Source organism: Azospirillum endophyticum (assembly GCF_016595245.1).
Classification (GTDB): domain Bacteria; phylum Pseudomonadota; class Alphaproteobacteria; order Azospirillales; family Azospirillaceae; genus Azospirillum; species Azospirillum endophyticum.
On sequence record NZ_JAENHM010000060.1, the window covers coordinates 146,153 to 171,235 of the forward strand.

At 66.4% G+C, this 25,083-nt stretch carries 23 protein-coding genes; 8 read left to right on the forward strand and 15 right to left on the reverse strand.

Annotated features, from left to right (window positions below; genetic code table 11):
• Positions 1-331 precede the first annotated feature (331 nt).
• On the reverse strand, positions 332-835 hold the full coding sequence (locus JHL17_RS22025) for a hypothetical protein (protein ID WP_200196434.1): 504 nt from the start codon (positions 833-835) through the stop codon (positions 332-334).
• A gap of 972 nt (positions 836-1,807) precedes the next feature.
• On the opposite strand from JHL17_RS22025, the gene JHL17_RS22030 reads away from it, so the two are divergent.
• Complete coding sequence (locus tag JHL17_RS22030; RefSeq protein WP_200196435.1) at positions 1,808-2,611, forward strand: response regulator; 804 nt, start codon at positions 1,808-1,810, stop codon at positions 2,609-2,611.
• 55 nt (positions 2,612-2,666) lie between these two features.
• On the opposite strand, the gene purU is transcribed toward JHL17_RS22030, so the two are convergent.
• On the reverse strand, positions 2,667-3,545 hold the full coding sequence (gene purU, locus JHL17_RS22035) for a formyltetrahydrofolate deformylase (RefSeq protein ID WP_200196436.1): 879 nt from the start codon (positions 3,543-3,545) through the stop codon (positions 2,667-2,669).
• Between the two features lie 61 nt (positions 3,546-3,606).
• Here purU and JHL17_RS22040 point away from each other — a divergent pair, with 61 nt between their 5' ends.
• Positions 3,607-4,167: a hypothetical protein gene (locus JHL17_RS22040; protein WP_247893729.1), complete on the forward strand. Its 561-nt coding sequence runs from the start codon at positions 3,607-3,609 to the stop codon at positions 4,165-4,167.
• A gap of 156 nt (positions 4,168-4,323) precedes the next feature.
• Here the strand turns inward: JHL17_RS22040 and JHL17_RS22045 are convergent, their stop codons facing one another.
• Positions 4,324-4,491, reverse strand: a complete 168-nt coding sequence (locus tag JHL17_RS22045; protein ID WP_170307100.1) for a hypothetical protein — start codon at positions 4,489-4,491, stop codon at positions 4,324-4,326.
• A gap of 258 nt (positions 4,492-4,749) precedes the next feature.
• On the opposite strand from JHL17_RS22045, the gene JHL17_RS22050 reads away from it, so the two are divergent.
• The 3 genes from JHL17_RS22050 (at position 4,750) to JHL17_RS22060 (ending at position 7,849) form a co-directional block, all read left to right on the forward strand.
• Positions 4,750-5,592, forward strand: a complete 843-nt coding sequence (locus JHL17_RS22050) for an N-acetylmuramoyl-L-alanine amidase family protein (protein ID WP_200196437.1) — start codon at positions 4,750-4,752, stop codon at positions 5,590-5,592.
• Between the two features lie 94 nt (positions 5,593-5,686).
• On the forward strand, positions 5,687-6,400 hold the full coding sequence (locus JHL17_RS22055) for a BON domain-containing protein (RefSeq protein ID WP_211113515.1): 714 nt from the start codon (positions 5,687-5,689) through the stop codon (positions 6,398-6,400).
• 12 nt (positions 6,401-6,412) lie between these two features.
• On the forward strand, positions 6,413-7,849 hold the full coding sequence (locus JHL17_RS22060) for a hypothetical protein (protein WP_200196438.1): 1,437 nt from the start codon (positions 6,413-6,415) through the stop codon (positions 7,847-7,849).
• A gap of 191 nt (positions 7,850-8,040) precedes the next feature.
• Here the strand turns inward: JHL17_RS22060 and JHL17_RS22065 are convergent, their stop codons facing one another.
• The 7 genes from JHL17_RS22065 to JHL17_RS22095 all read right to left on the reverse strand — a co-directional run bounded on the left by JHL17_RS22065 (position 8,041) and on the right by JHL17_RS22095 (position 16,667).
• Entirely contained in the window at positions 8,041-9,039 is a 999-nt protein-coding gene (locus tag JHL17_RS22065) for an NAD(P)H-quinone oxidoreductase (RefSeq protein ID WP_200196439.1), read from the reverse strand.
• A 423-nt stretch (positions 9,040-9,462) separates the two neighbouring features.
• A complete protein-coding gene (locus JHL17_RS22070; protein ID WP_200196440.1) occupies positions 9,463-10,380 on the reverse strand; it encodes an IclR family transcriptional regulator in 918 nt (305 codons plus the stop codon).
• Between the two features lie 123 nt (positions 10,381-10,503).
• Entirely contained in the window at positions 10,504-11,379 is an 876-nt protein-coding gene (gene sucD / locus JHL17_RS22075) for a succinate--CoA ligase subunit alpha (RefSeq protein WP_200196442.1), read from the reverse strand.
• 1 nt (position 11,380) lies between these two features.
• Entirely contained in the window at positions 11,381-12,580 is a 1,200-nt protein-coding gene (sucC, locus tag JHL17_RS22080; RefSeq protein ID WP_200196444.1) for an ADP-forming succinate--CoA ligase subunit beta, read from the reverse strand.
• A 311-nt stretch (positions 12,581-12,891) separates the two neighbouring features.
• The gene (frc, locus tag JHL17_RS22085; protein WP_200196445.1) at positions 12,892-14,166 is read right to left on the reverse strand and encodes a formyl-CoA transferase; all 1,275 of its coding nucleotides are present in this window, start codon (positions 14,164-14,166) and stop codon (positions 12,892-12,894) included.
• Positions 14,167-14,211: 45 nt separating this feature from the next.
• Entirely contained in the window at positions 14,212-15,975 is a 1,764-nt protein-coding gene (oxc, locus tag JHL17_RS22090; RefSeq protein WP_200196447.1) for an oxalyl-CoA decarboxylase, read from the reverse strand.
• 44 nt (positions 15,976-16,019) lie between these two features.
• Positions 16,020-16,667, reverse strand: a complete 648-nt coding sequence (locus JHL17_RS22095) for a GntR family transcriptional regulator (protein ID WP_199229011.1) — start codon at positions 16,665-16,667, stop codon at positions 16,020-16,022.
• A gap of 372 nt (positions 16,668-17,039) precedes the next feature.
• Here JHL17_RS22095 and JHL17_RS22100 point away from each other — a divergent pair, with 372 nt between their 5' ends.
• Entirely contained in the window at positions 17,040-17,837 is a 798-nt protein-coding gene (locus JHL17_RS22100) for an IclR family transcriptional regulator (RefSeq protein WP_200196448.1), read from the forward strand.
• A 58-nt stretch (positions 17,838-17,895) separates the two neighbouring features.
• Here JHL17_RS22100 and JHL17_RS22105 read toward each other — a convergent pair whose 3' ends face one another.
• The 3 genes from JHL17_RS22105 to uraH all read right to left on the reverse strand — a co-directional run bounded on the left by JHL17_RS22105 (position 17,896) and on the right by uraH (position 21,239).
• A complete protein-coding gene (locus JHL17_RS22105) occupies positions 17,896-18,816 on the reverse strand; it encodes a LysR family transcriptional regulator (RefSeq protein WP_200196450.1) in 921 nt (306 codons plus the stop codon).
• 179 nt (positions 18,817-18,995) lie between these two features.
• The gene (gene gcl, locus JHL17_RS22110; RefSeq protein ID WP_200196452.1) at positions 18,996-20,765 is read right to left on the reverse strand and encodes a glyoxylate carboligase; all 1,770 of its coding nucleotides are present in this window, start codon (positions 20,763-20,765) and stop codon (positions 18,996-18,998) included.
• Positions 20,766-20,888: 123 nt separating this feature from the next.
• Positions 20,889-21,239: a hydroxyisourate hydrolase gene (gene uraH, locus JHL17_RS22115; RefSeq protein ID WP_200196454.1), complete on the reverse strand. Its 351-nt coding sequence runs from the start codon at positions 21,237-21,239 to the stop codon at positions 20,889-20,891.
• 383 nt (positions 21,240-21,622) lie between these two features.
• On the opposite strand from uraH, the gene puuE reads away from it, so the two are divergent.
• Complete coding sequence (puuE, locus tag JHL17_RS22120; RefSeq protein WP_200196456.1) at positions 21,623-22,540, forward strand: allantoinase PuuE; 918 nt, start codon at positions 21,623-21,625, stop codon at positions 22,538-22,540.
• Positions 22,541-22,548: 8 nt separating this feature from the next.
• Positions 22,549-23,061, forward strand: a complete 513-nt coding sequence (gene uraD, locus JHL17_RS22125) for a 2-oxo-4-hydroxy-4-carboxy-5-ureidoimidazoline decarboxylase (protein ID WP_200196458.1) — start codon at positions 22,549-22,551, stop codon at positions 23,059-23,061.
• 199 nt (positions 23,062-23,260) lie between these two features.
• Here the strand turns inward: uraD and JHL17_RS22130 are convergent, their stop codons facing one another.
• Both JHL17_RS22130 and JHL17_RS22135 read right to left on the reverse strand, forming a co-directional pair.
• Positions 23,261-24,655: an NAD(P)(+) transhydrogenase (Re/Si-specific) subunit beta gene (locus JHL17_RS22130; RefSeq protein ID WP_200196460.1), complete on the reverse strand. Its 1,395-nt coding sequence runs from the start codon at positions 24,653-24,655 to the stop codon at positions 23,261-23,263.
• A 4-nt stretch (positions 24,656-24,659) separates the two neighbouring features.
• Complete coding sequence (locus JHL17_RS22135) at positions 24,660-25,079, reverse strand: NAD(P) transhydrogenase subunit alpha part 2 (RefSeq protein WP_042704241.1); 420 nt, start codon at positions 25,077-25,079, stop codon at positions 24,660-24,662.
• Positions 25,080-25,083 lie beyond the last annotated feature (4 nt).

Below are 25,083 nucleotides of genomic sequence, written 5' to 3' on the forward strand. Positions count from 1 at the left end.
AAGGACGGGGAGGACGGGGCCGGCGTGATCGGTGGGCGGACCCGGCCGCCACACGCGCGGTTCAGACACGGCCATGCCGTCGGCCGGCGCGAATGCGCATCCCTTCATGGGCAATGCTCCATCTCCCCCCGCAGAGGACGCATGAACACGCCTCCGTCTTGTCTTTTATGATCCGACTATAGTGCCGGGAGGCGCAACTGAGCCATGCAACGAACGAATGGTGGATGCACCATCAATCACCATTCCTGCCGGGGCAAGTGACTGAAAACGCCTATTTTTCGTTGGTGAGACGCATGATTTGGAACGAAAGTACGGGTCGGCGTACCGATCTTCAGCCGTTCTGCAGATAGAGGTCGATCTCGCCCTGCTCCATCACATGGGCGGTGCCATGGATGATGCCATTGGCGACCTGGATGATGCGGTGGATCATCGCGACGGAGGTCTGGCAGTCCATCCGCAGCTTGTCGGGGTCGCCGCTGTCGATATCGGTTCCGATCCGCTCCAGCGTATGGGCGATCACCTGATGGGCCTGGGCGATGGTGTCCTCGAAAGGACGGAGGAACTTCGACGGCACATGGCCGTAGGCCTCGATCGCCAGATCCTTGTCGGAGAAGCCGCTGTCGCGGAAATGCTCGGCATAGCTCTTGGGCTGCCAGATGCGGCATTCCTCCAGCATGTCCGGCATGTCGGGGATCATCTCGATCAGCATCACGATTTCGTTGAAGTGATTGAGATAATCGGTCGCCAGCAGCGTCTTCTCGGAAATGTTCGTTCCGCGCACGCACTCCCGCCACCGAGCGAAGTCGGCCAGCTCATCCGGCGGAATGCCATCCATCAGGGACCGATCCAACTCTTGGTCTTCCATGCACAAACCCGGACCCGATGCGGCAGCCCACGCGATACACCGCGGCCGGCGCGATATGGCCGGCCCGTCACACGGACGATGCGCCTCCAGACGCCGTAATCCAACCGTGCGCCGATGTCCTTAACGTTGGATTACTCGCGTTGCAAGCGCGGGCTTGTGAAAGTCCCCGATTGACAGAATGGAAGCGATGACGGGGCCATTATCTGTCCAGACAAAGATTCGCCGCCGGCGCCGGTCCGCGTGACGTCGCGGCCGCGCCTGACGGCGAGAGGATTGGCGGTTCAGGGAGGAATCACACCATGCCTCTTCAAACACCTCCCCCGCTGGTTGGTTCCCGGACCGCTCCGCTCGGTCTTTCCAGCCGCCGGACCGGGAGATCCGGGACTCCCGGCGGGAAAAAGAAAAACGCGCCGGCCTGGGGGATGGCCGGCGCGTTCGAGGATCGGGAACACTCGCCTCGCCCTCTCACGGCCATGGCCGGAGGGCAAAGTCAGAGTATGCTTGTAAGTCTTTCAGAACGGTTAAGCCTCTCCCTCCGGCACCCCCTATGCAACGGGCGTCATAGGCCGCCGGTTGGAGACGCAGAACCGGACCATGCCATGCTTCATACCATGCATAGTGAGTAATCCTTTCCTGGTATCTCGAATAAATCTTTCGAGTTCACTCCCGTTAGGCCGTGAACTGCGCCATATGAATTTAACCGTTGCGGGTCGGGATGCGTCAGTCTGCTGGTCGAAGCAGCGTCGATGGCGTCGCGGTCTTCGGCGGGACCGCCCGCCCAGTCAGCCGCCCGGATTCGCCGCCGGGTTTCGCCGCTGGGCAGGCGGACCGGGAAGAGGCGGCCCGGGAAGAGATCGAATTGCACCGGCGGTACCCGGCTTCCCGGGACGGCCGATGGGTGGATGCCAGGAACACGCGCCGCAGAAAGGCACGGGGAGAGAGATGGAGCAGTACACCGGTCACTTCATGCAGCATTTGCCCTACCTGCGCCGCTATGCCCGCGCATTGACCGGGACGAACGGGCGGGGGGACGCCTTGGTGACCCGCACCCTTGAATGGTATCTGGAGGCGGACGAGGCTGAGACCGGCCGGGGCGGCGAGCTGTCCCGCGGCATCTTCTATCGCCACCTGAACCAGTTGCAGGACGAGGAAGGCTCACCCCCGGCGGCGGCGCCGTATCATCCGGTCGAATCGGCGCTGATGACGCTGGAGGAAATCGACCGCCGTCTCTACCTTCTGGTCAACCTGGAGGATTTGCCGGTCGGCGATGCCGCGGCCGTCCTGGGCCTCGCACCGGAAGATGCGGTGGAGCGCCTGACCCATGCGCGCGAGCGTGTCCGCGCCCGCCTGACCGCCACGATCCTGATCGTCGAGGATGATGCCATCATCGCCTACGATCTGGCGGAAACGGTGCGTGGCATGGGTCACATCGTCTGCGGCAACGCGGCGACGATGGACGAGGCGCTGGCACTGGCGGCCGAGCACCGTCCGACGCTGGCCCTGATGGACATCCGGCTGGCCGACGGCGACAACGGGCTGGAGGTGGCGCGCGAGTTGCGGGCGCGCCGGTTCCTGCCGGTGATCTTCGTCACCGCCTTCCCGGACGATCTGGCGAAGCACGGGCTGGAGCATCTGGGTCCGGTGATCCCGAAGCCCTTCACGCGCGACCAGATCGAACAGGCGATCACCCGCGCGGTGTTCATGCCGCAGCCGGAAGACGCCCGCGAGACGGCGCAGCCCCATTGAGTGAGGGGCGGCGCCGCAGCGGCGTCGGGCCGGCTCGACCGGCCGGAGGGCGGGCTTAGCGGAAGACCACCGTCTTGTTGCCGTTGAGCAGAACGCGATGCTCCACATGGTAGCGGACGGCACGGGCCAGCACGATGTTCTCGATGTCACGCCCGATGGCCACCAGGTCGTCGGGCGTCATCGTGTGGTCGACCCGTTCGGCCTCCTGCTCGATGATCGGGCCCTCGTCGAGATTGGACGTGACGTAGTGCGCGGTGGCGCCGATCAGCTTCACGCCGCGGGCATGGGCCTGATGGTAGGGCTTGGCGCCCTTGAAGCTTGGCAGGAAGCTGTGGTGGATGTTGATGACCCGGCCCGCCATCCGCTCGCACAGCGTGCCCGACAGCACCTGCATGTAGCGGGCGAGCACCACCAGGTCGACCTTCTCCTCCTCGACGATCTCCAGCAGGCGGGATTCCTGCTGCGCCTTGTTGTCGGAGCCGACCGGCAGATGGTGGAACGGGATGTTGTGCCAAGCCGCCAGCTGGTAGAAATCCCGGTGGTTGGAGACGATGGCCGGAATTTCGATCGGCAGATAGCCGGTGCGGTAGCGGTACAGCAGGTCGTTCAGGCAGTGGCCGAACTTCGACACCATGATCAGCACGCGCGGACGGCGGCGGGCATCGTGGATCTTCCAGGTCATGGCGAAACGCTCGGCCACCTGGGCGGCGAATTCCGCCTCCAGCTGTTCCTTCGTCGCCCCGCCGGGATTGCCGCCGGAATTGCCGTTGAAGCTGACGCGCATGAAGAACAGGCCCGAAATGCGGTCGCCGAACTGCGCGCTGTCGATGATGTTGCAGCTCCGCTCCGCCAGGAAGCCTGACACGGCGAAGACGATGCCGACGGTGTCGGGGCAGGAAACGGTAAGGATATAGTCGGAGCCGGTCTCAGACATCGCGCGTCCACCATGACGTACAGCAAGAAAAGGGGGAGGCTTCCCTAGCACGAACGCCGCGATGTTGCACCCGCTTCATGAGCGCTTCGGCACATGGCTGTACCGACGGCTGCATTGCGGACAGGGACTAGCGCCGATCGCAGCCGCTGCGGCCCACGCCGCTCTGGCATTGCCAAGCCCCTGGTGCGACAATCGAAAAGGGCCGGACTGGCCGGCAAAGCAGGGCGGGGGCTCCATGGCATCCGGCGGCAAGGTCATCGGCGAATACGCCAAGGGCAAAGTCGACAAGCTGATGACGGCGGACGCCGCCGACAGCAGCCGCAGCCAGCGCATCCGCCATTTCCTCGAAAACATGGACGCCGCCATCCTGGAGGCCAATTGCGAGGTCATCGGGCGCGAGCTGCCCAACCTGAACCGGGAGACTTTCCTGCGCATGGCGGTACGGGTGGCGGAACTGCGCGCCGACTATATCCGCGCCGGTCTGACGCTGTCCGAATCCCGGCGCCCGAACCAATCGGCGGTCGCCGACCTCGCCCGCCTGCGGGCCGCCTACGAGGAGATGCAATCCGTCTATGAGGCCGCCGAACGGGTGATCGAGCGAGGATACGCAAAGCTGGGGTGAGGTGCGGCAATCGGCAGCGAGGGCCGAACAGTCATCCCGGAAACAAAAACCCCCTCCCCCGCGCTCTTGCGGAGAAGGGGTGCGACCGATCCGGTCACGTCGAATTCAGTGGCGACCTTTCATGACGACACCCGGCGGCCGATGCGGCGGCCGGGGTCACACGTCGTGGAAATGTTCCAACTCACGACGCAGGCTGGTGGCCTCCTGCCGCAGGCCGACGATCCGGCGGACGTCGGGACTCTGCTGCTGCTCCTCGCGTTCGAGCTTATCCTCGATTTCGCGCTGCTCTTGCCGGATGATGTTGAACAGTGCTTTCCTCAACATCGACACCTCCCGAGCTGATCGCTAAAATTTTAGCGCTTTTCCAGACTTCCATCAAGCAACCATTCACCTTTGTCGAATCATCGGCATGTCAAGTCTGCCGGGATGACCGGATGGTCACAAATATTCAGGAATGGTAACCTGCACGGCCTTGACAATACTTTTTCGTAGCCGCATTGGTTAATGATTCGGGATAGATCAACGGGCGGCGCAGTCGGGTGCCGAGCCCCTTCCCTCCTTTGCAGCACGGTATTTTTGGTGATGGATCGACGGCAGCTGCTTGGGCTCGGGCTGAGCAAACTTTGGTTAACCGCCGTCGGCGCGGCAGGGGCGGCGCTGGCGCAGTCGCCGGGCCAAGCCTGCGCCTCGGCGATGGAACGGCGGCCGGACCGCAAACCCACCGCGGGCACTCCGACGCGATCCCGGCTGGTGATGCTCGATCCCGGCCATGGCGGCAACGATCCCGGCGCCATCGGCACTCGCGGCACCTTCGAGAAGGAGGTAACGCTGGACATCGCCCGCGACGTCGCGCGCATCCTGGCCGACCGCCACCGCATCGGCGTCAAGCTGACGCGCGGCGACGACCGTTTCCTGGCGCTGGACGAACGGGTGGCGCTGACCCGCGAGGCAGGCGCCGACCTGTTCGTATCGATCCACGCCGACAGCGCCCCCAATGCCGACGCCCGCGGCCTGTCCGCCTATATCCTGTCGGAAAAGGCCTCGGACTCCTTCGCCTCCCGCCTCGCCCAGCAGGAGAACCAGGCCGACCGCTTCGGCAAGGCGGGATCGGTCGGCGGCGGCCGCATCGTCAAGGACATCCTGCTCGACCTGACGGCGCGCCATACCCGCCATGCCTCTCTGGCCGCCCGCCAGCTTTTGGTGGAGGGTGCGGGGAAGGAATTGCACCTGCTCGACAACCCGATGCGCGCGGCCAATTTCGCGGTGCTGAAGGCGACGGACGTGCCGTCGGTGCTGGTGGAGACCGGCTTCCTGTCCAACCCGAGGGACGAGGAGATCCTGCGCGACGCCACCGCGCGTCGGGTGGTCTCCCGCGTGCTGGCGCGCGAAATCGCCAAAGTCCTCTCCAGCCCAGCTTTCGCCTGATTTTGCCCCAAGACTGCCGGAGGCGCTGCGGCGAGACTTCCTTCGCAGCCGCAGCGACTGCAACATCCGCGCATCACCTCGGGACAAAGTGACGATGACTGGTGAAAACTCCGAATTTCCCCATTGCAAAGGCCGTTCCGCCGTGACTTTTTCCGGCCGCGCGCCGTGTTTGCCCGGCGCTGGCCACGCGGGCGAAGGGAGGCACGCTGTGACGGGTTTGAGCCGCCTTTGGAGATCGATCGCACTCGCCTGCACCGCCGGGATTTCGCTGGCCGGCTGCGGGCCGCTGGTGCTGGGCGCCGCCGGTGGGACCGCTGTCGTGGCGACGCAGGAGCGTGGCTTCGGCGGCTTCGTCAGCGACACCGAGATTCGCGCCCGCATCAATTCGCTCTGGCTGCAGCATTCGATCGACCTGACCAACCGGATCGGCCTGACCGTCGACCAGGGCCGCGTGCTGCTGACCGGCCGCGCCGCCGATGCGCAGATGCGCCTCGACGCGGTGCGCCTGGTCTGGCAGGCGCAGGGCGTCAAGGAAGTCATCAACGAAATCCAGATCGACAACGGGTCCAGCATCGTCGACACCGCGCGCGACACCTGGATTTCGACCCAGATCCGCAGCAAGATCACCTTCGATGCGGATATTCATAGCCAGAACTACAGCATCGATACCGTCGACGGCGTTGTCTATCTGATGGGTGTCGCCAGTTCACAGGAAGAGTTGGACCGCGTGCTCCAGGATGCCCGTTCGGTCGCCAACGTTCAACGCGTCGTCAGCTACGTCCGCCTGCTCTCAAACCTCCAGGGTTGAAACCCGACCGCCATGGCCTCCGCCCTATCCCGCGTCCTCGCCGTTCTCCGCACCGCCGCCGTCGCCGCCCTGTTCCTGCCGGCGGCGGTCGCGGCCGGTCCCGTTCCGGCGCAGGATGCGGTGGCGCAGGAGGGGGCGGCACCGACCATGGCTGCGCAGGACCAGGATGGCGGCGGGGCGGACAACCCGGCCGCCGGCACGCCGGGTCCGGCCAACCGCCTGTTCGTCCAGGCGCTGCAGCTGATCCGGCAGGCCGACAACACCTATGACGTCGCCGAGGAGGGCCGCCTTCTGAAGGAGGCGGACAAGCTGTTCAACGACATCGTGACCAAGTATCCCGACAGCCCGCTGGCGGTGCAGCTCGTCACCAACCAGTTCGTCGGCGACTTCGATTTCTACGAATTCCGCTCGCGCATCCGTGCGCTGGTCTGCAACGACGCCCTGAACAGCCTCTGCTTCCTCCACCGCATCGGCGAGATGCTGCCGCCGGTGGAAACGCCCATCACCGCGGCGCGCTGGGACTGGCTGTCGCTGGCCGTCGCCTACCAGCAGCTGGGCGATACCGGCCGCGCCAAGGAGATCATGGCGCCCTTCGTCAGCGTGGTCCGCCGCGGCGGCGTCGCCGACAGCTCCGGCCAGGATCTGTTCGTCGCCCGCGCCCTGTCGCTGATGGGGCAGACTCCCCTGGCGCTCGACATCACCCGGCAGATCAACGACTGCTCGACCCGCATCTACAACCTCGCCGACATCGCCAAGGCGGCGGCGTGGCGCGGCGACAGCGGCCTGACCAACGCGCTGGCCGACGAGGCCAAGAGCTATGCCTCCAGCCACGGTTGCGCCTGGGAACTCGGGCTGGTCGCCCAGACCCTGCTGCGCGCCGGCAAGGAGGCGCAGGCCCGCACGCTGTTTCTGAACACGGTCGAGACCCAGTTCTCGAAGTTCAAGGAATCCCGTGGCGACTGCTGCCCGCCGGAGCTGGCGGTGGCGGCGGCCGACATCGGCGAGCCGAAGCTGGCGCTGGGCCTGCTCAGCACGGTGCAGGACGAGAATCCCTGGACGATCCCGGCGGTGCTGGGCCGCTTGGCGAAGCGTGGCGAGGCCGGCCAGGCCGTCGCCTATGCCGAGCAGGTGGCGGACATCGACACCCGTGGCGAAGCCTATGCCGAACTGGTCGAAGCGGTGATGAAGCGTGGCGAGCCGGCCGTCGCCAACGACCTGATGAACCGCCTGAACAAGCTGGCGGATGACGCCGCCGGCCGCCGGCCGGGCCTGCTGGCGCAGCGGGCCAAGGCGGAAAAGGCCTTCTACAACGACGACCGCTGGCGCCGGACCTTCCAGCTGGCGATCAACGCGGCGGAAAAGGCCAGCAACTTCGTCCGCCGCGACATCGGCGCCCCGCTGCTGGCTGCATTGGTCCGGATCGAGAGCGGCCTGCCGATGCTGGACTGAGGGGGGTGAGATCCCTTGGGGTTCCCCCTCTCCCCCCCCGGGGAGAGGGTCGGGGTGAGGGGGATGCACAGGGTAGATTTGGCGGGGAACGGGGACTACGTGATGCTTGAAAATCCTCGTCACGCGCCCCCCTCACCCTAACCCTCTCCCCAGGGGGGAGAGGGGATTACTGGATCTGAGAGGGCTTCAGTTCACCCCACCGCCAGCACCAGCTTGCCGACATGCTGGTTGCTCTCCATCAGCCGGTGGGCGTCGGCGGCCTTATCGAGCGGGAAGACCTCGTGGACGACCGGCCGGACCTTGCCTTGCGCGATCAGCGGCCAGACGCGCGCCTTCAGCTGTTCGGCCAGCGCCTGCTTGTAGGCGACGGGGCGCGCCCGCAGGGTGGAGCCGGTCAGCACCAGCCGCTTGGTCATCACCGGGAAGAAGTTCACGTTGGCCGTCGCGCCGCGGACGAAGCCGATGCAGACATAGCGGCCCTCGACCGCCAGCGCGTCGATGCTGCGGGCGACGTAATCGCCGCCGACGATGTCCAGCACCACATTGACGCCGGCGCCGCCGGTTGCCTCCTTGACCACCGCGACGAAATCCTCCTCGGCATAGTCGATGGCGCGCTCGGCGCCCAGCCGGACACAGGCGCCGCATTTCTCCGAACCGCGGGCGGTGGCGAAGACGCGCGCGCCGAAGGCAGCCGCGAGCTGGATGGCCGTTGTACCGATGCCGGACGTGCCGCCATGGACCAGCAGCGCCTCGCCGGGCTGGAGCGCGCCGCGCTCGAACACGTTGGACCAGACGGTGAAGAATGTCTCCGGCAGGGCCGCCGCCTCTGCCATCGACAGGCCGGCCGGGATCGGCAGGCATTGCGCCGCCGGCACCACGCAGAACTCGGCATAGCCGCCGCCGGCCAGCAGGGCACAGACCGGGTCACCGACCTGCCAGCCCTCCACCCCCTCGCCCAGCGCGTCGATTGTGCCGGCAACCTCCAGCCCGGGGATGTCGGTGACGCCCGGCGGCGGATTGTATTTGCCGAGCCGCTGCAGCACATCGGGCCGGTTGACGCCGGCGGCCTGGATGGCGATGCGGATCTCGCCGGGTGCGGGATCGGGAACCGGGCGGCGCGCCGGGACCAGCACCTCCGGCTTGCCGGGCTGGCTCACCGCGATCGCCGTCATGCTTCTGGATTCCGCCATTCGCAACACTCCCCTGCCCTGTTTTCGTGATCGGTATGGGGGGCACTGTGTCGTCGCGACGGACGGCCAGTCCACGCGGCGATGGATCCGATTTCGCTCTGCGGAAAAGGCAAAAAAATGGCCGTGCTGCACACAGCACGGCCAGTCTCCGAGAGAAGCGCGAACATGCAAAACAACACATCCGCCCGATGAGAAAGGAACGCCTTTCCCGAGACAGACAATCGCACGGCCGACGGGGGATTTCCCGAGAAAAACGCCGCTTTTCCATTCCGTGGAAACGGTCGATTTCTCAAGAAAAAGGGCCGCATCCCGTGAGGAATGCGGCCCTGAGTGCGCCAGGGAGGAATGCCAACGTGCACCACCTGCCGTCAGCTCTTGGCGTTCTTTTGCCTTGGGCGTTCTTTTATCCGTGTCAGGGATGGATCAGTTCGGAACCGGCACGCGGCCGCCCAGTTCCTGCGTCACCGCGGCGGCGGCGCGCTTGACCATCTCGCCGAGCGCGCGCAGCCGCGCGTCCTCGATGCGCCGGCTCGAGCCGGACAGCGACAGGGCGCCCATCACACGGGAATTCTCGTCGAAGATCGGGGCGGCGACACAGCGCAGGCCGGACACCCGCTCCTCCTGGTCCAGGGCATAGCCGCGGGTGCGGACCAGCGTCAGGTCGCGGTACAGTGCCGGCAGTGACGACAGGGTGCTGCGGGTGAACTGGCGCATGCCGCGCTGGGTGACGATGGTCTGCACCTTGGTTTCCGGCATGCCGGCCAGCAGCGCCTTGCCGACGGCGGAACAGTGCAGCAGCGTGCGGTCGGCCTGCGGCACGGCGACCTGGGCGGCACGCGGACCGCCGACACGGGCCAGATAGAGCGCTTCGCCATTCTCCTCGACCGCGAGGTTCACGATCTCGCTGCTTTCCTCCATCAGGCGGCGCATGCGCGGACGGGCGACGTCGACCAGATTGCGGGTCTTCAGGAAATTGGCGCCGGTCATGTAGGCCTGGACGCCGACCACCCAGCCGCGCGCGCTCTGGTCGAAGCGGACGTAGCGCTCGTACTGCAGGGTCGTCAGCAGGCGATGGGTGGTGGAGGGCGACAGGTTCGCGGCTTCCGACAATTCGGTCAGCGTCATCGGACCGTCATTGCCACCGAGGATCGTCAAAATGTTCAACGCCCGGCACAGGGACTGCACCACTTGGCCACGCTCGGCCTTGGCATCCTTGCCGTTGTCGTTCTTGACCCGCGGCGTTTCGATGATGGCGGTCTTGATGATCGCCGCGGCGCCCTCGCTGGGGTCGTCGTGGATGATCCGGCGGGCCAGGATGCTGTTTTGGGCTTGCGCTTTCATGTCCCATCTCCCTCGGGGTCCGGCGCGTTGGTTGCGCCTGTCTGTTGCGGCTGATGGCGTGAGTGACAGAAGCTTCGCTGGAATCGCGGGACCGTCGCGGACGGCGGTCCCGCGGGGGAACGGTCAATTTTTGAAGATCGACTGCATGGTGGAGCCCAGGCTGGCGGGGCTGTCGGCGACGGCGATGCCGACCGACTTCATGAAGTCGATCTTGAAGTCGGCGGTGTCGTTGCCGCCGGAGATCACCGCGCCGGCATGGCCCATGCGGCGGCCCGGAGGGGCGGTGCGGCCGGCGATGAAGCCGACGACCGGCTTCTTGGTGCCCGACGCCTTGATGAACTCGGCGCCGCGGACTTCGGCGTCGCCGCCGATCTCGCCGATCATGATGATGCCCTCGGTCTCCGGGTCCTTCACGAACAGCTCCAGGCTGTCGACGAAGTTGGTGCCGTTGACCGGGTCGCCGCCGATGCCGATGCAGGTGGTCTGGCCCAGCCCGGCCGCCGTGGTCTGCGCCACCGCCTCATAGGTCAGCGTGCCGGACCGCGAGACGATGCCGATCTTGCCGCGCTTGTGGATGTGGCCCGGCATGATGCCGATCTTGCACTCGTCCGGCGTGATGATGCCGGGGCAGTTCGGGCCGATCAGGCGGGTGGCCGAACCATTGAGCGCGCGCTTGACGCGGACCATGTCCAGCACCGGGATGCCTTCGGTGATGCAGACCACCAGCGGGATCTGGGCGTCGATCGCTTCCAGGATCGCGTCGGCCGCGAACGGCGGCGGCACGTAGATCACGGAGGCGTTGGCGCCGGTCTTCTCGACCGCCTCGGCGACGGTGTCGAAGATCGGCAGGTCGAGGTGCTTGGCCCCGCCCTTGCCGGGCGTCACGCCGCCGACCATCTTGGTGCCGTAGGCGATGGCCTGCTCGGAGTGGAAGGTGCCCTGGGCTCCGGTGAAGCCCTGGCAGATCACCTTCGTGTTCTTGTCGACGAGAACAGCCATTTCACGCGGCCTCCTTCTTCACGGCGGCGACGATCTTCTTGGCTGCGTCGTCCAGATTGTCGGCGGACAGGATCGGCAGGCCGGATTCGGCCAGGATCTTCTTGCCCAATGCGACGTTGGTGCCTTCCAGGCGCACCACCAGCGGGACATGCAGCTTCACGTCGCGGGCCGCGGCGACCACGCCCTCGGCGATCACGTCGCAGCGCATGATGCCGCCGAAGATGTTGACCAGGATGCCTTCGACCGCGCTGTCGGAGAGGATCAGCTTGAAGGCCGCGGTGACGCGCTCCTTGGTGGCGCCGCCACCGACGTCGAGGAAGTTGGCCGGCTCGGCACCGTACAGCTTGATGATGTCCATGGTGGCCATCGCCAGGCCGGCGCCGTTGACCATGCAGCCGATGTTGCCGTCGAGCTTGACGTAGTTCAGCTCGTGCTTGGCCGCTTCGATCTCCGCCGGGTCCTCCTCCGCCTCGTCGCGCAAGGCGGCGACATCCTTGTGGCGGAACAGGGCGTTGTCGTCGAAGCTCATCTTGGCGTCGAGCGCCAGGATGTCGCCCGAGCCGGTGACGATCAGCGGGTTGATCTCGACGATGGCGCAGTCCAGCTCGACGAAGGCCTTGTAGGCGGCCTGGATGAACTTGGCGGCGGCACCGACCTGCTTGCCTTCCAGGCCGAGCGCGAAGGCGACCTTGCGGGTGTGGTAGCCCTGGATGCCGGTGGCCGGGTCGACGGCGACCTTGACGATCTTCTCCGGCGTGTTGTGGGCGACCTCCTCGATCTCCATGCCGCCTTCGGTCGAGGCGATGATGGTGACGCGGCCGGTGGCGCGGTCGATCAGCAGGCCGAGATACAGCTCGCGCTTGATGTCGGCGCCTTCCTCGACATAGAGGCGCTTCACCTCCTTGCCTGACGGGCCGGTCTGCTTGGTCACCAGCACGTGGTTCAGCATCTCGGCGGCGTTGGAGGAAACCTCCTCGACCGACTTGACGACGCGGACGCCGCCCTTGCCGCCCGGATTGTCCTGGAAGCGGCCGGCACCGCGGCCGCCGGCATGGATCTGCGACTTCACCACCCAGACCGGACCGCCCAACTCGCGGGCGACCGATGCAGCCTCTTCCGGGGTGAAGGCCACGCCGCCGCGCGGAACGGCGACGCCGTACCCCCGCAGCAGATCCTTGGCCTGATATTCGTGAATGTTCATGGTTTGCGTCTCTGACCCTGTTCGGGAATTGTCTTTTGGAGACCGCGGGGAGCCGGAAATTCATCGGCTGACGGGCGGCGGATTTTAAAAACTGCCGGCTTCGGCTCTCGGGCGGCCGGGAAGGGGACGGCCGGGGAGAGGGAGGCACGGCGATATGAATATGGTAGGCGTTCAAATTTTGGGGCGTTAGGCCCCCACCTAACCTCCCCCGCTGGGCGGGGGAGGGACTGCCGCCACTCTCCCGCTTCAGGACTTGCCCCCTCCCCCGCCCAGCGGGGGAGGGTTGGGGTGGGGGTATCAAAGCTTGAACCTTACTCCGCCGCCAGACGCTCCACGACGCCGATGGCGCCGCTGTCGCGGATGTCGACGATATCGCGCTCGCTGAAGCCCAGCACCTCGCGCAGGATTTCGTCGGTGTGCTCGCCCAGCAGGGGGGAGCGGGTGACCTCCGTCGGGCTGTCGGACAGCTTGATCGGATTGCCCACCGTCAGGTAGCTGCCGCGGGTCGGGTGCTCGACCTCGACCAGCGTGCCGGTCTCGTAGAGCGACTTGTCCTCGGCGATCTCCTTCATCGACAGGATCGGGCCGCAGGGAATGTCGTACTTGTTGAGAAGATCCATGACCTCGAACTTGGTCAGGGTCTTGGTCCACTCCTCGACGGTGCCGAAGATCTGCATCAGGCGCGGCAGGCGGGCCACCGGGGTGGCGTAGTCGGGATCGGTGATCCACTCCTCCTTGCCGATGACCTTGCAGATCGACTTCCAGACCGGAGCCTGGGCGATGAAGTAGATGTAGGCGTTGGGATCGGTCTCCCAGCCCTTGCACTTCAGGATCCAGCCGGGTTGGCCGCCGCCCGACGCGTTGCCGGCGCGCGGCACGGTGTCGCCGAACTCACCGTTCGGGTATTGCGGGTATTCCTTCATCGGCCCGTTGGCCAGGCGCTGCTGGTCGCGCAGCTTGACGCGGCACAGGTTCAGCACGGCGTCCTGCATGGCGGCCAGCACCTTCTGGCCCTTGCCGGTGGTCTTGCGCTGGTAGAGCGCGGTGACGATGCCGAGCGCCAGATGCAGGCCGGTGCCGCTGTCGCCGATCTGGGCGCCGGTGACCATGGGCGGGCCGTCGTCGAAGCCGGTCGTCGAGGCGGCGCCGCCCGCGCATTGGGCGACGTTCTCGTACACCTTGCAATTCTCGAACGGCCCGGGCCCGAAGCCCTTGACCGACGCGACGATCATCGCGGGGTTCAGTTCCTGGATGCGTTCCCAGGTGAACCCCATGCGATCGAGCACGCCGGGGGCAAAGTTTTCGACCATCACGTCGCAGGACTTGATCAGCGCCTCCAGCACCTCCTTGCCCTTGGGCGTCTTGGTGTCGAGGGTGATGGACCGCTTGTTGTGGTTCAGCATGGTGAAATACAGGCTGTCGGCGTCCGGCAGGTCGCGCAGCTGGCTGCGGGTGATGTCACCCTCGCCCGGCCGCTCCACCTTGATGACGTCGGCGCCGAACCAGGCGAGCAACTGGGTGCAGGTCGGTCCCGACTGAACGTGCGTGAAGTCGAGGACCCGAACGCCCTGAAGTGCCTTGCCCATGTATTTCTCCCCCTGCTTCTTAGAGTCGTGTGGTCGGCGTTTCTTTTAGGACGGCATCTTGCGGACCGAGCTGGTCGGGTTCAGGCTGCCGATGTTGCCGCTTTCGGTGCCCGCCGCCGGATCGATGACGGCGTTGACCAGGGTCGGACGGCCGCTGTCCATCGCCTCGTTGACCGCACGGTACAGCTCGTCCGGGTTGGTGACATGGACGCCGACGCCGCCGAAGGCTTCCATCATCTTGTCGTAACGCGAGCCGGGGACGAAGACCATCGGCGACGGGTCGTTGCCGCCGGTCGGGTTGACGTCGGTCCCGCGATAGATGCCGTTGTTGTTGAAGATGACGATGCAGACCGGCAGGTTGTAGCGGCAGATCGTCTCCACCTCCATGCCGGAGAAGCCGAAGGCGCTGTCGCCCTCGACGGCCAGCACCGGCTTGCCGCTCTCCACCGCCGCGGCGACGGCGTAGCCCATGCCGACGCCCATCACGCCCCAGGTGCCGACGTCGAGGCGCTTGCGCGGCTCGTACATGTCGATGATGCCGCGGGCGAGGTCGAGGGTGTTGGCGCCCTCGTTGACCAGCATGGCGTCGGGACGCTCCTTGATGACCCGGCGCAGAGCGCCCAGCGCACCGTGGAAGTTCATCGGCGAGGCGTTGCTCATCAGCTTCGGCGCCATCTTGGCGACGTTCTGCTCACGCTTGGCCGCGACGGTGGCCATCCAGTCGGTCGGCGGGGTCAGCCCGCCGTCGATGCCCTTCAGCAGCACTTCCATGACGGACGCGATGTCGCCGACCAGCGGAGCATGGATTTCAACGTTGCTGTCCATCTCCCGCGGCTCGATGTCGACCTGGATGAACTTCTTGGAGCCGGGCTTGCCCCAGGTCTTGCCCTTGCCGTGCGACAGCAGCCAGTTCAGCCGGGCGCCGACCAGCATGACGACATCGGCGTCCTGCAGCACCAGCGAGCGGGCGGCACCGGCCGACTGCGGGTGGGTGTCGGGCAGCAGGCCCTTGGCCATGCTCATCTGCAGGAAGGGGATGCCGCTCTTCTCGACGAAGGCGCGGATGGTGTCGTCGGCCTGGGCGTAAGCCGCACCCTTGCCGAAGATGACCAGCGGACGCTTGGCGCCCTTCAGCAGGTCGAGCGCGCGGTTGACCGCCTCGGTCGACGGGTACTGCGCCGGGGTCGGATCGACGACCTTGACCAGCGACTTGGCGCCTTCCGCGGCGTCCATCACCTGCGAGAACAGCTTGGCCGGCAGGTCGAGATAGACGCCGCCCGGACGGCCCGACACGGCGGCGCGGATGGCACGCGCCACGCCGATGCCGATGTCCTGGGCGTGCAGGATGCGGAAGGCGGCCTTGCACAGCGGCTTGGCGATGGCGAGCTGGTCCATCTCCTCGTAATCGCCCTGCTGCAGGTCGACGACCTCACGCTCGGACGAGCCGCTGATGAGGATCATCGGGAAGCAGTTGGTGGTGGCGTTCGCCAGCGCGGTCAGGCCGTTCAGGAAGCCCGGAGCCGACACCGTCATGCAGACGCCCGGCTTCTTCGTCATGAAGCCAGCGATGGCGGCGGCGTTGCCGGCATTCTGTTCATGGCGGAACGAGACGACGCGCATGCCCTCGGCCTGCGCCATGCGCAGCAGGTCGGAGATCGGAATACCGGGGACGACATACAGGTTGGTGATGTCGTTGAGCTTGAGCGCGTCGATGACGAGCTGGAAGCCGTCGGTCAGCGCCGGCGCGTCCTCGACAACAGATGCTTCCGTGGCCTGGTTCTTAGTGATCGTTGCAGCCGCAGTAGACATAAGGGTAACTCCTCCCCGAGCTCCAAAAAAAGGTTCAAGATCGGCTAGTCGAGGAAGGCGCAATGCCGTTCCACGTACTGTGCGAGACCGAGCGTGTGTTCGCGGACGCGACGTTCCGCGAGATCGGCATCGCGGGCGGCCAGCGCCTCGATGATGTCCCGATGCTCGTGGATGGACTGGTCGGCACGGTCGCCGAGGCCCATCGTCGCGCGGCGGATCGCACGCATATGGATGAAGAAGCGATCGGTCAGGTCCGAGATCAACGTGGAGCCCGAGGCCTGGACGATGCTTTGATGGAAGACGATGTTGGCGTCCGAATACTCGGCGACATGTTCCGCCAGTTCGGCCTTCGTGTATTTGTCGAACGCGGCGTGCAGGAGCTCCAGCTTGTCCGTGGTGGCGTTCTCGACGAACAGGCGTGCCGCCATGCCTTCCAGGGCGGCACATACCGTGATCATCTCCACCAGTTCGGCCTTCGTCTTGCGCACCACGAAGATCCCGCGCCGCGGCTGGGAGCGGATGAACCCCTCCTGTTCCAGCAGCGCCATCGCCTCGCGCACCGGGGTGCGGCTGACACCCAACGCCTCGCACAGCCGGCGTTCGTCCAACCTGATCTCGCTGCTCTGGCCGTAGATGTTCATCTGCGTGATGGCCTGTCGCAGCGCTTGGTAGGCCTTCGCCTTGAAGCTCATCCCCTGTTCGAGGGGTTCGACACTGAATCTTTCTCGGTTCATCACGTTTCCGACCCTTTGCGCGCCGACGCCTTCGGCGCCGCTTGTTGTCGTGAGCGTTCCTGTGCGAGCGTTCGAATGATCGCCCCGTGCCCTTCGTCCTGAGTGGCGCGTCGTTTTGAATTATCGATACGGTATACCAGATGCCAGACACCCGCAAGACCAATTGCGGGCACCTCGAACTATTTCTGCCGCAGACGGAGTTGCGGCCGGTTTTGTTCGATTTTCCTGGAACGTGCGCGATAATCGCCCTAACTTGGCTGTCGATCGCGCGTTCCCCGGAGAGAAGGTCCGCACATGGCCGACACCCACCATTCGCCTAAGGCCGCAGACATGAAACCGTCCGACGCTGCCGAAGAGGCATCCGATCCGAACTTCATGACCTCGCTGGCCCGCGGCCTGTCGGTGATCCGCGCCTTCACGGAGCGCGAGCCGAACCTGACGATCGCCGACATCGCCAAGATCACCGGACTGCCGCGGGCGGCGGCGCGGCGCTGCCTCTTGACGCTGATGCAGCTCGGCTATGCCGGATCGGACGGACGGACCTTCCATCTGAGGCCGAAGATCCTGGCGCTGGGCTATTCCTTCCTATCATCGGCTCCGCTGGCGACGATCCTCGACCCGCTGATCGAGCAGGTCAGCGGGGCGGTGCAGGAATCCTGCTCCGCCGCGGTTCTGGACGAGGACGACGTCGTCTATATCGCGCGTGCGGCGACCAAGCGGATCATGTCGGTCGGGCTGAATGTCGGCAGCCGGCTGCCGGCCTACTGCACCTCGATGGGCCGCGTCCTGCTGGCGGCCTTGCCGGAGGCGGAGCTGGACAGCTATCTGGCGCGGGTACCGTTGAAGCCCTTCACCGAACGGACCATCACCGCGACCGACGCCCTGAAACGCGAACTGGAACGGGTGCGCGACCGTGGCTTCTCGCTGGTCGACCAGGAGCTGGAACTGGGATTGCGCTCCATCGCCGTGCCGATCAGCACCGCGGCCGGCGGCGTGATCGCGGCGATGAATGTCAGCGCCCAGGCAGCGCGCGTCACCTGTCCGGAGATGGAGCAGCAGTTCCTTCCGCAGTTGCAGCGTGCCGCGCAAGAGGCCCGGGTGCTGCTGGTGCGCTCACGGGGATTGTAAAGGCGGGCAATCATGCGCCCTCTCCTCCCATCCTGCGCATGGGCTCCTTTCTCTCTCCTTACAGGATCGTATCCGGCGAGATCGCCGTCAGCGCCGACTTGATCTTCGGCACCATATGGTCGGCGAAAGCCCGCACCTTGGCCGGGACCAGCGCACGGTGGGGATAGAGCACGGCCAGCGTCACCGGCTCCGGCGGACAGTCCGGCAAGACCGGGAGCAGCGCGCCGCTGGCCAGATGCTCCGCCACCTCCCACAGCGGCTTCATGGCGATGCCGCGGCCGTCGAGCGCCCAGCCGGTCAGCACGTCGCCGTCGTCGGCGTCGAAGCGGCCCGACACCGGCAGCTTCACCGGCTCACCGTTCTCCAGCACGCTCCATTGATATTGCTGGGTGCCGGGAAAACGCAGAAGCAGACAGTTGTGGCCCGACAGGTCGGCCGGCTTCCCGGGCTGCCCGCGCTCCGACAGGTAGGAGGGGGCGGCGACCAGAACGCGGCGGACATCGGCAATCTTGCGGACGACGAAACTGGAATCCTTCAGCGTCGCCATCCGCACCGCCACGTCCACCGCCTCGCGCAGCAGATCCAGCAGATGGTCGGACAGCCGCAGCCGCACCTCCACCAGCGGGTGGGCGGCGCAGAAGTCCGGCACCAGCGGCGACAGGATGCGGCGGCCGAAGCCCAGCGGCGCCGTCACCCGCACGCTGCCCGACGGCACGCCGGATCCGGCGGCGATGCTGCTGTGGGCACGCTCCACCGCCTCCAGCACCTCCAGGCAGCTCTGGTAGAAATCCATGCCGGTTTCAGTGGCCTGGAGCTGCCGGGTCGTGCGGTTCAGCAGCCGGACGCCGAGATGGGCTTCCAACTGCTGGATGCGGTGGCTGACCATGGCCGGCGACATGCGCAGGTTCCGTCCGGCGGCCGACAGGCTGCCCAGCTCGACGACACGGACGAAGATGCGCATGTTCTCAAGCAACGCCATGCTTGCGCGGACTCCCTGCCGGACCGGTTGGTTACGGGTGGAGACGGACGCTAGCACGGGTGTCGAGGGGAGGGGAATTCCGCGATGCAACAAGCCCGCCCAAACGAAAGCCGCCGGGGCGCATTGGCGCCCCGGCGGCTTCAGGCTGGATCGGACTGCGGCCGGACGGGATGGGGCCGTCAGACCAGAACGGTCTCGCTCTCCTCCACCGGCAGGTCCAGCGTCTCCTCGAACTCGGTGACGCTGTCGATGTCGGCGCCCATGGAGATGTTGGTCACCCGCTCCAGCACCAGCTCGACGACGACCGGCACCTGATACTGGTCCATCCAGGCCTGGGCCTGGGTGAACGCCTCCTGGATGCGGTCCGGCTCGGTGACGCGGATCGCCTTGCAGCCCAGCCCCTCGGCCACCGCGACATGGTCGACGCCATAGACGCCGATCTCGGGGGCGTTGATGTTCTCGAAGGACAGCTGCACCTGGAAGTCCATCTGGAAGGCGCGCTGCGCCTGCCGGATCAGGCCGAGATAGGCGTTGTTCACCAGCACATGGATGTAGGGCAGCTTGTGCTGGGCGCCGACCGCCAGCTCCTCGATCATGAACTGGAAGTCGTAGTCGCCGGACAGCGCGACGATGCGCCGCTTCGGATCGGCCACCCGGACGCCGAGCGCCGCCGGCAGGGTCCAGCCCAACGGGCCGGCTTGACCGCAGTTGATCCAGTGGCGCGGCTTGTAGACGTGCAGGAACTGCGCGCCGGCGATCTGCGACAGGCCGATGGTGGTGACGTAGGTGGTGTCCTGGCCGAAGGCGCTGTTCATCTCCTGATAGACGCGCTGCGGCTTCATCGGCACCTGGTCGAAGTCGCTGCGGCGGTGCATCGACCGCTTGCGGCCCTGGCAGTCCTTGACCCAGCCGCCGAGATCCTTGAAGCGCCCTTCCGCCTTCCACTCCTTCGCCACCTCGATGAACAGGTCGAGCGCGGCGCCGGCATCCGAGACGATGCCGAGGTCGGGCATGAAGACGCGGCCGATCTGGGTCGGCTCGATGTCGACATGCACGAACTTGCGGCCCTTGGTGTAGACCTCGACCGAACCGGTGTGGCGGTTGGCCCAGCGGTTGCCGATGCCCAGCACGAAGTCCGACTTCAGCATGGTGGCGTTGCCGTAGCGGTGGGCGGTCTGCAAGCCCACCATGCCGGCCATCAGCGGATGGTCGTCGGGGATGGTGCCCCAGCCCATCAGCGTCGGGATCACCGGCACGCCGAGCAGCTCCGCGAACTCGACCAGCTTGTCCGACGCATCGGCGTTGACGATGCCGCCGCCGGCGACCACCAGCGGCCGTTCCGCCGCCGCGAACATCGCCAGCGCCTTCTCGACCTGGGCGCGGGTGGCCGAGGGCTTGTAGGCCGCCAGCGGCTCGTAGGTCTCGTCGTCGAACTCGATCTCGGCCATCTGGACGTCGATCGGCAGGTCGATCAGCACCGGGCCGGGGCGGCCCGAGCGCATCAGGTGGAAGGCCTGCTGGAAGACGTAGGGCACCTGCGCCGGCTCCAGCACGGTCACCGCCCATTTGGCGACCGGCTTGGCGATGTCGGCGATGTTGATCGCCTGGAAATCCTCCTTGTGCAGGCGGGCGCGCGGCGCCTGGCCGGTGATGCACAGGATCGGGATCGAGTCCGCGATCGCCGAATAGAGGCCGGTGATCATGTCGGTGCCGGCCGGGCCGGAGGTACCGATGCACACGCCGATGTTGCCGGCCTTGGCCCGCGTGTAGCCTTCGGCCATGTGCGAGGCGCCCTCGACATGGCGGGCCAGGACATGGCGCATCGTGCCGCGCCGCTGCATCGCCGCGTAGAAGGGGTTGATCGCGGCGCCGGGGACGCCGAAGCAGACGTCGATGCCCTCCCGCTCCAGCACCCGCACCGCCGCTTCCGCCGCCGTCATTCTCGCCATCGCTCGACTCCTCACCAAACGCGATTGTTCCTGAAGACAGCTAAGCGCGCGGATGGTGGGTACGGCAAATCAACGGGTTGCCTTTTCCACAGGCTGGAAAGCGGCACCGAAAGGAGAAGGGCGTCAGCTGCCGCGATAGGTCGAGTAGGCCCAGGGCGAAACCAGAAGCGGCACATGGTAATGCTGGGTGACATCCTTGATGCCGAAGCGGAGCGGCACCTCGTCGATGAAGTCCGGGCCATCGCCGGAGATCACGCCGATGCGGCGGAAATAGTCGCCGGCCAGGAACAGCAGTTCGTAGCGGCCGATCTTGAAGTCCTCGCCCTGCAGGGCCGGCGCGTCGAGCCGGCCGTCGGCGTTCGTTGTGAACTCGCCGAGAACGGCGCCGGTGTCGAGCGAGGTCAGGCGGATGCGCAGGCCCGGCGCCGGGCGGCCGGCGGCGATGTCGAGGACGTGGGTGGTCAGGCGGCCCATGGGTGCGGTCTCCATTTTTCAGGCGTCGTCCGACGATACCCCCACCCTGACCCTCTCCCGCTCTCAGCGGACCTATGGTCCGCCTGCCGCGTCAGCACAAAGCGAAGCTTTGTGCGAGAGCTGGGCGGGAGAGGGAATTGGACCTTTGTCGGCGTTCGGCGGCAGTCCCTCCCCCGCCCAGCGGGGGAGGTTAGGTGGGGGCATCGTCAGCCGACGACATTTCACGACTGACAGCTTAAGCGCATCCGCCCTGCCCTGCCCACCCGTCCAGATCCGGAAACTGTCTTCGGCCGCCGGACGCCAATCGGCCGGTTGAACCCCCTGCCGCCAATGGCTTAGCGTAGGTCCCGCTTCGACCGCAGCGCGAAAAGGGCGAGACGACGATGACCGGCACCGCTTATCCCCGCGACATGATCGGCTATGGCGCCACGCCGCCGCAGGCCAACTGGCCGGGCGGCGCCCGGGTGGCGGTGCAGTTCGTCATCAATTACGAGGAGGGCGGCGAGAACTGCGTCCTTCACGGCGACGCCGCGTCGGAGGCCTTCCTGTCGGAGATCGTCGGCGCCCAGCCGATCCCCGGTGCCCGCCACATGAACATGGAGTCGATCTACGAATACGGCTCGCGCGCCGGCTTCTGGCGGCTGCACCGCCTGTTCACCGAACGCAACCTGCCGGTCACCGTCTACGGCGTCGCCATGGCGCTGGAGCGCAATCCGGAGGTGGTCGCCGCGATGAAGGCCGCCGGTTGGGAGATCGCCACCCATGGCTGGCGCTGGATCGACTACCAGCATCTGCCGGCCGAGGTGGAGCGCGAGCACATGCTGCGCGCCATCGAGGTCCACACCCGCGTGACCGGGGAACGCCCGCTCGGCTGGTATCTCGGGCGGTGCAGCCCGAACACCTGGCGGCTGGTCGCCGAGGAGGGCGGCTTCGTCTACAACGCCGATTCCTATGCCGACGATCTGCCCTATTGGGACGACAGCCATGGCCGGCCGCAGTTGATCGTGCCCTACACGCTCGACGCCAACGACATGCGCTTCGCGACGAACCAGGGCTTCAACAGCGGCGACCAGTTCTTCGCCTACCTGAAGGACAGCTTCGACACGCTCTATGCCGAGGGGGAGACGTCGCCGAAGATGATGTCCATCGGGCTGCACTGCCGTCTGGTCGGGCGGCCCGGCCGCGCGGCGGCGCTGGCGCGCTTCCTCGACTATGTGCGCGGCCATGACAGGGCATGGGTGGCGACCCGGCTCGACATCGCCCGCCACTGGATCGCCGAACACCCCTACACCGCGAAGTGAGAGCGCAGATGCCCTACAGCCTTGACGACCTGAACCAGATGGACCGCGCCGCCTTCGTCGCGGCGCTGGGCGCGGTGTTCGAGGAAAGCCCCTGGGTGGCCGAGGCCGCCTGGGACAAGCGCCCCTTCGCCGATGCCGGCGCCCTGCGCGCGGCGATGACCGGCATCGTGCGCGCGGCGGGGACGGAGCGGCAGCGCGCGCTGATCCTGTCCCACCCCGACCTCGCCGACCGTGCCAGCCGCCCGGCCAACCTGACTGCCTTCTCGCAGACCGAGCAGGCCAGGGCCGGCCTGAACGAGTTGACCGAGGCGGAGGCCCAGGAGCAGCGCGAGCTGAACCGGGCCTACCGCGAACGCTTCGGCTTCCCCTTCATCATGGCGGTACGCTTCAGCAGCAAGCAGGAGATCCTGGCGGCGATGCGCGAGCGCGTGGCGAACGAGCCTGAGGTGGAGTTCGGCCGGGCGCTGGAGGAAATCTACAAGATCGCCGGCTTCCGGCTGGATGATCTGGTGGTGGGATAGCGTCGGCTCCGATTGCCCCCACCTAACCTCCCCCGCTGGGCGGGGGAGGAACTGCCGCCGAACGCCGACAAAGGTCCAATTCCCTCCCCCGCCCAGCGGGGGAGGGTCAGGGTGGGGGCATCGTCAGCCTACGTCTCTCCCAAAAAACAAAGCGCGCCGCCCCATCGGAGCAGCGCGCTTTTTCCTGCAAAAGTATCAGTTACGCTTCCATCGCCTTGACGACCTCTTCGGTGACCTTCTTGGCGTCGCCGAACAGCATCATGGTGTTGGGGCGGAAGAACAGCTCGTTCTCGACACCGGCATAGCCGGCGGCCATGCCGCGCTTGATGAAGAACACCGTCTTGGCCTTCTCCACATCCAGGATCGGCATGCCGTAGATGGCGCTCGACGGGTCGGTCTTGGCGGCCGGATTGGTCACGTCGTTGGCGCCGATGACGAAGGCGACGTCCGCCGTGCCGAAGTCGCGGTTGATGTCCTCCAGTTCGAACACCTCGTCGTAGGGCACGTTGGCCTCGGCCAGCAGCACGTTCATGTGACCGGGCATGCGGCCCGCCACCGGGTGGATGGCGTATTTCACGTCCACGCCTTCGTGCTTCAGGCTGTCGGCCATCTCGCGCAGGGCATGCTGGGCCTGGGCCACCGCCATGCCGTAGCCCGGCACGACGATCACCGACTGGGCGTTCTTCATGATGTAGGCGGCGTCCTCGGCCGAGCCGGCCTTGACCGAACCCTGCGGACCCTTGGCGCCGGCCGCGGCACCCGCCGCCTCGCCGCCGAAGCCGCCGAGGATGACGTTGAAGATCGAGCGGTTCATGCCCTTGCACATGATGTAGGACAGGATCGCGCCCGAGGACCCCACCAGCGCGCCGGTGATGATCAGCAGGTTGTTCTGCAGGGTGAAGCCGATGCCGCAGGCCGCCCAGCCCGAATAGCTGTTCAGCATCGAGATGACCACCGGCATGTCGGCGCCGCCGATCGGCAGGATCAGCAGGAAGCCCAGCGCCAGCGCCACGACGACGATCAGCCACATCGCGGCGTCGGCGTTCGACTGGACCAGCCAGCCGATCAGGATGACGGTCAGCACGCCGAGCGCCGCGTTCAGCGGATGCTGCATCGGGAAGACCAGCGGCTTGCCGGTGACCAGACCCTGGAGCTTGGCGAAGGCGACGATGGAGCCGGTGAAGGTGATCGCGCCGACCGCGGTGCCCAGCGCCATCTCGATCAGCGAGCCCTTGGCGATGGCGCCGCGGACGCCGATGCCGTAGGCCTCCGGCGAGTAGAAGGCGGCCAGCGCGACGAAGACGGCAGCGAGGCCGACCAGAGAGTGGAAGGCGGCGACGAGCTGCGGCAGCGCCGTCATCTCGATCTTCTTGGCGACGACATAGCCGATGGCGCCGCCGATGGCGATGCCGAGCACGATCATCCAATAGGACTGGACGATGGGAGAAGCCAGCGTGGTTAGGATGGCGATGGTCATGCCGACCATGCCGTAGATGTTGCCCTGGCGCGAGGTCTCCGGGCTACTGAGCCCGCGCAGCGCCATGATGAAGCAGATGGAGGCGACGAGGTAGAGAAGGGCCGACAAGGTTTCCATGGTCTTACTTGCCCTTCTTCTTGAACATGGAGAGCATGCGCTGGGTCACCAGGAAGCCGCCGAAGATGTTGACGGACGCCAGGATGACGGCGAGGAATCCCAGGACCTTGGAGAAGCCGAAACCGGCCGGGCCGGCGGCGACCAGCGCGCCGACGATGATCACCGACGACACGGCGTTGGTGACGGCCATCAGCGGCGAGTGCAGGGCCGGGGTGACGCGCCAGACGACGTAGTAGCCGACGAAGCAGGCGAGCACGAGCACCGTCAGGCCGGTGACGAAGAAGCTGCCGTGGCTGGCCGCCTCGGTCACCGGGACCGGCGACAGCTGCGCCACCTGCACGGCCAGCGCGTCGACCTGGTTGGTCAGCGCCGCCAGGGTCTGGCGGAACGCGGCGATGTTGCTTGCGGGATCCGGGTGTTCCATGGGA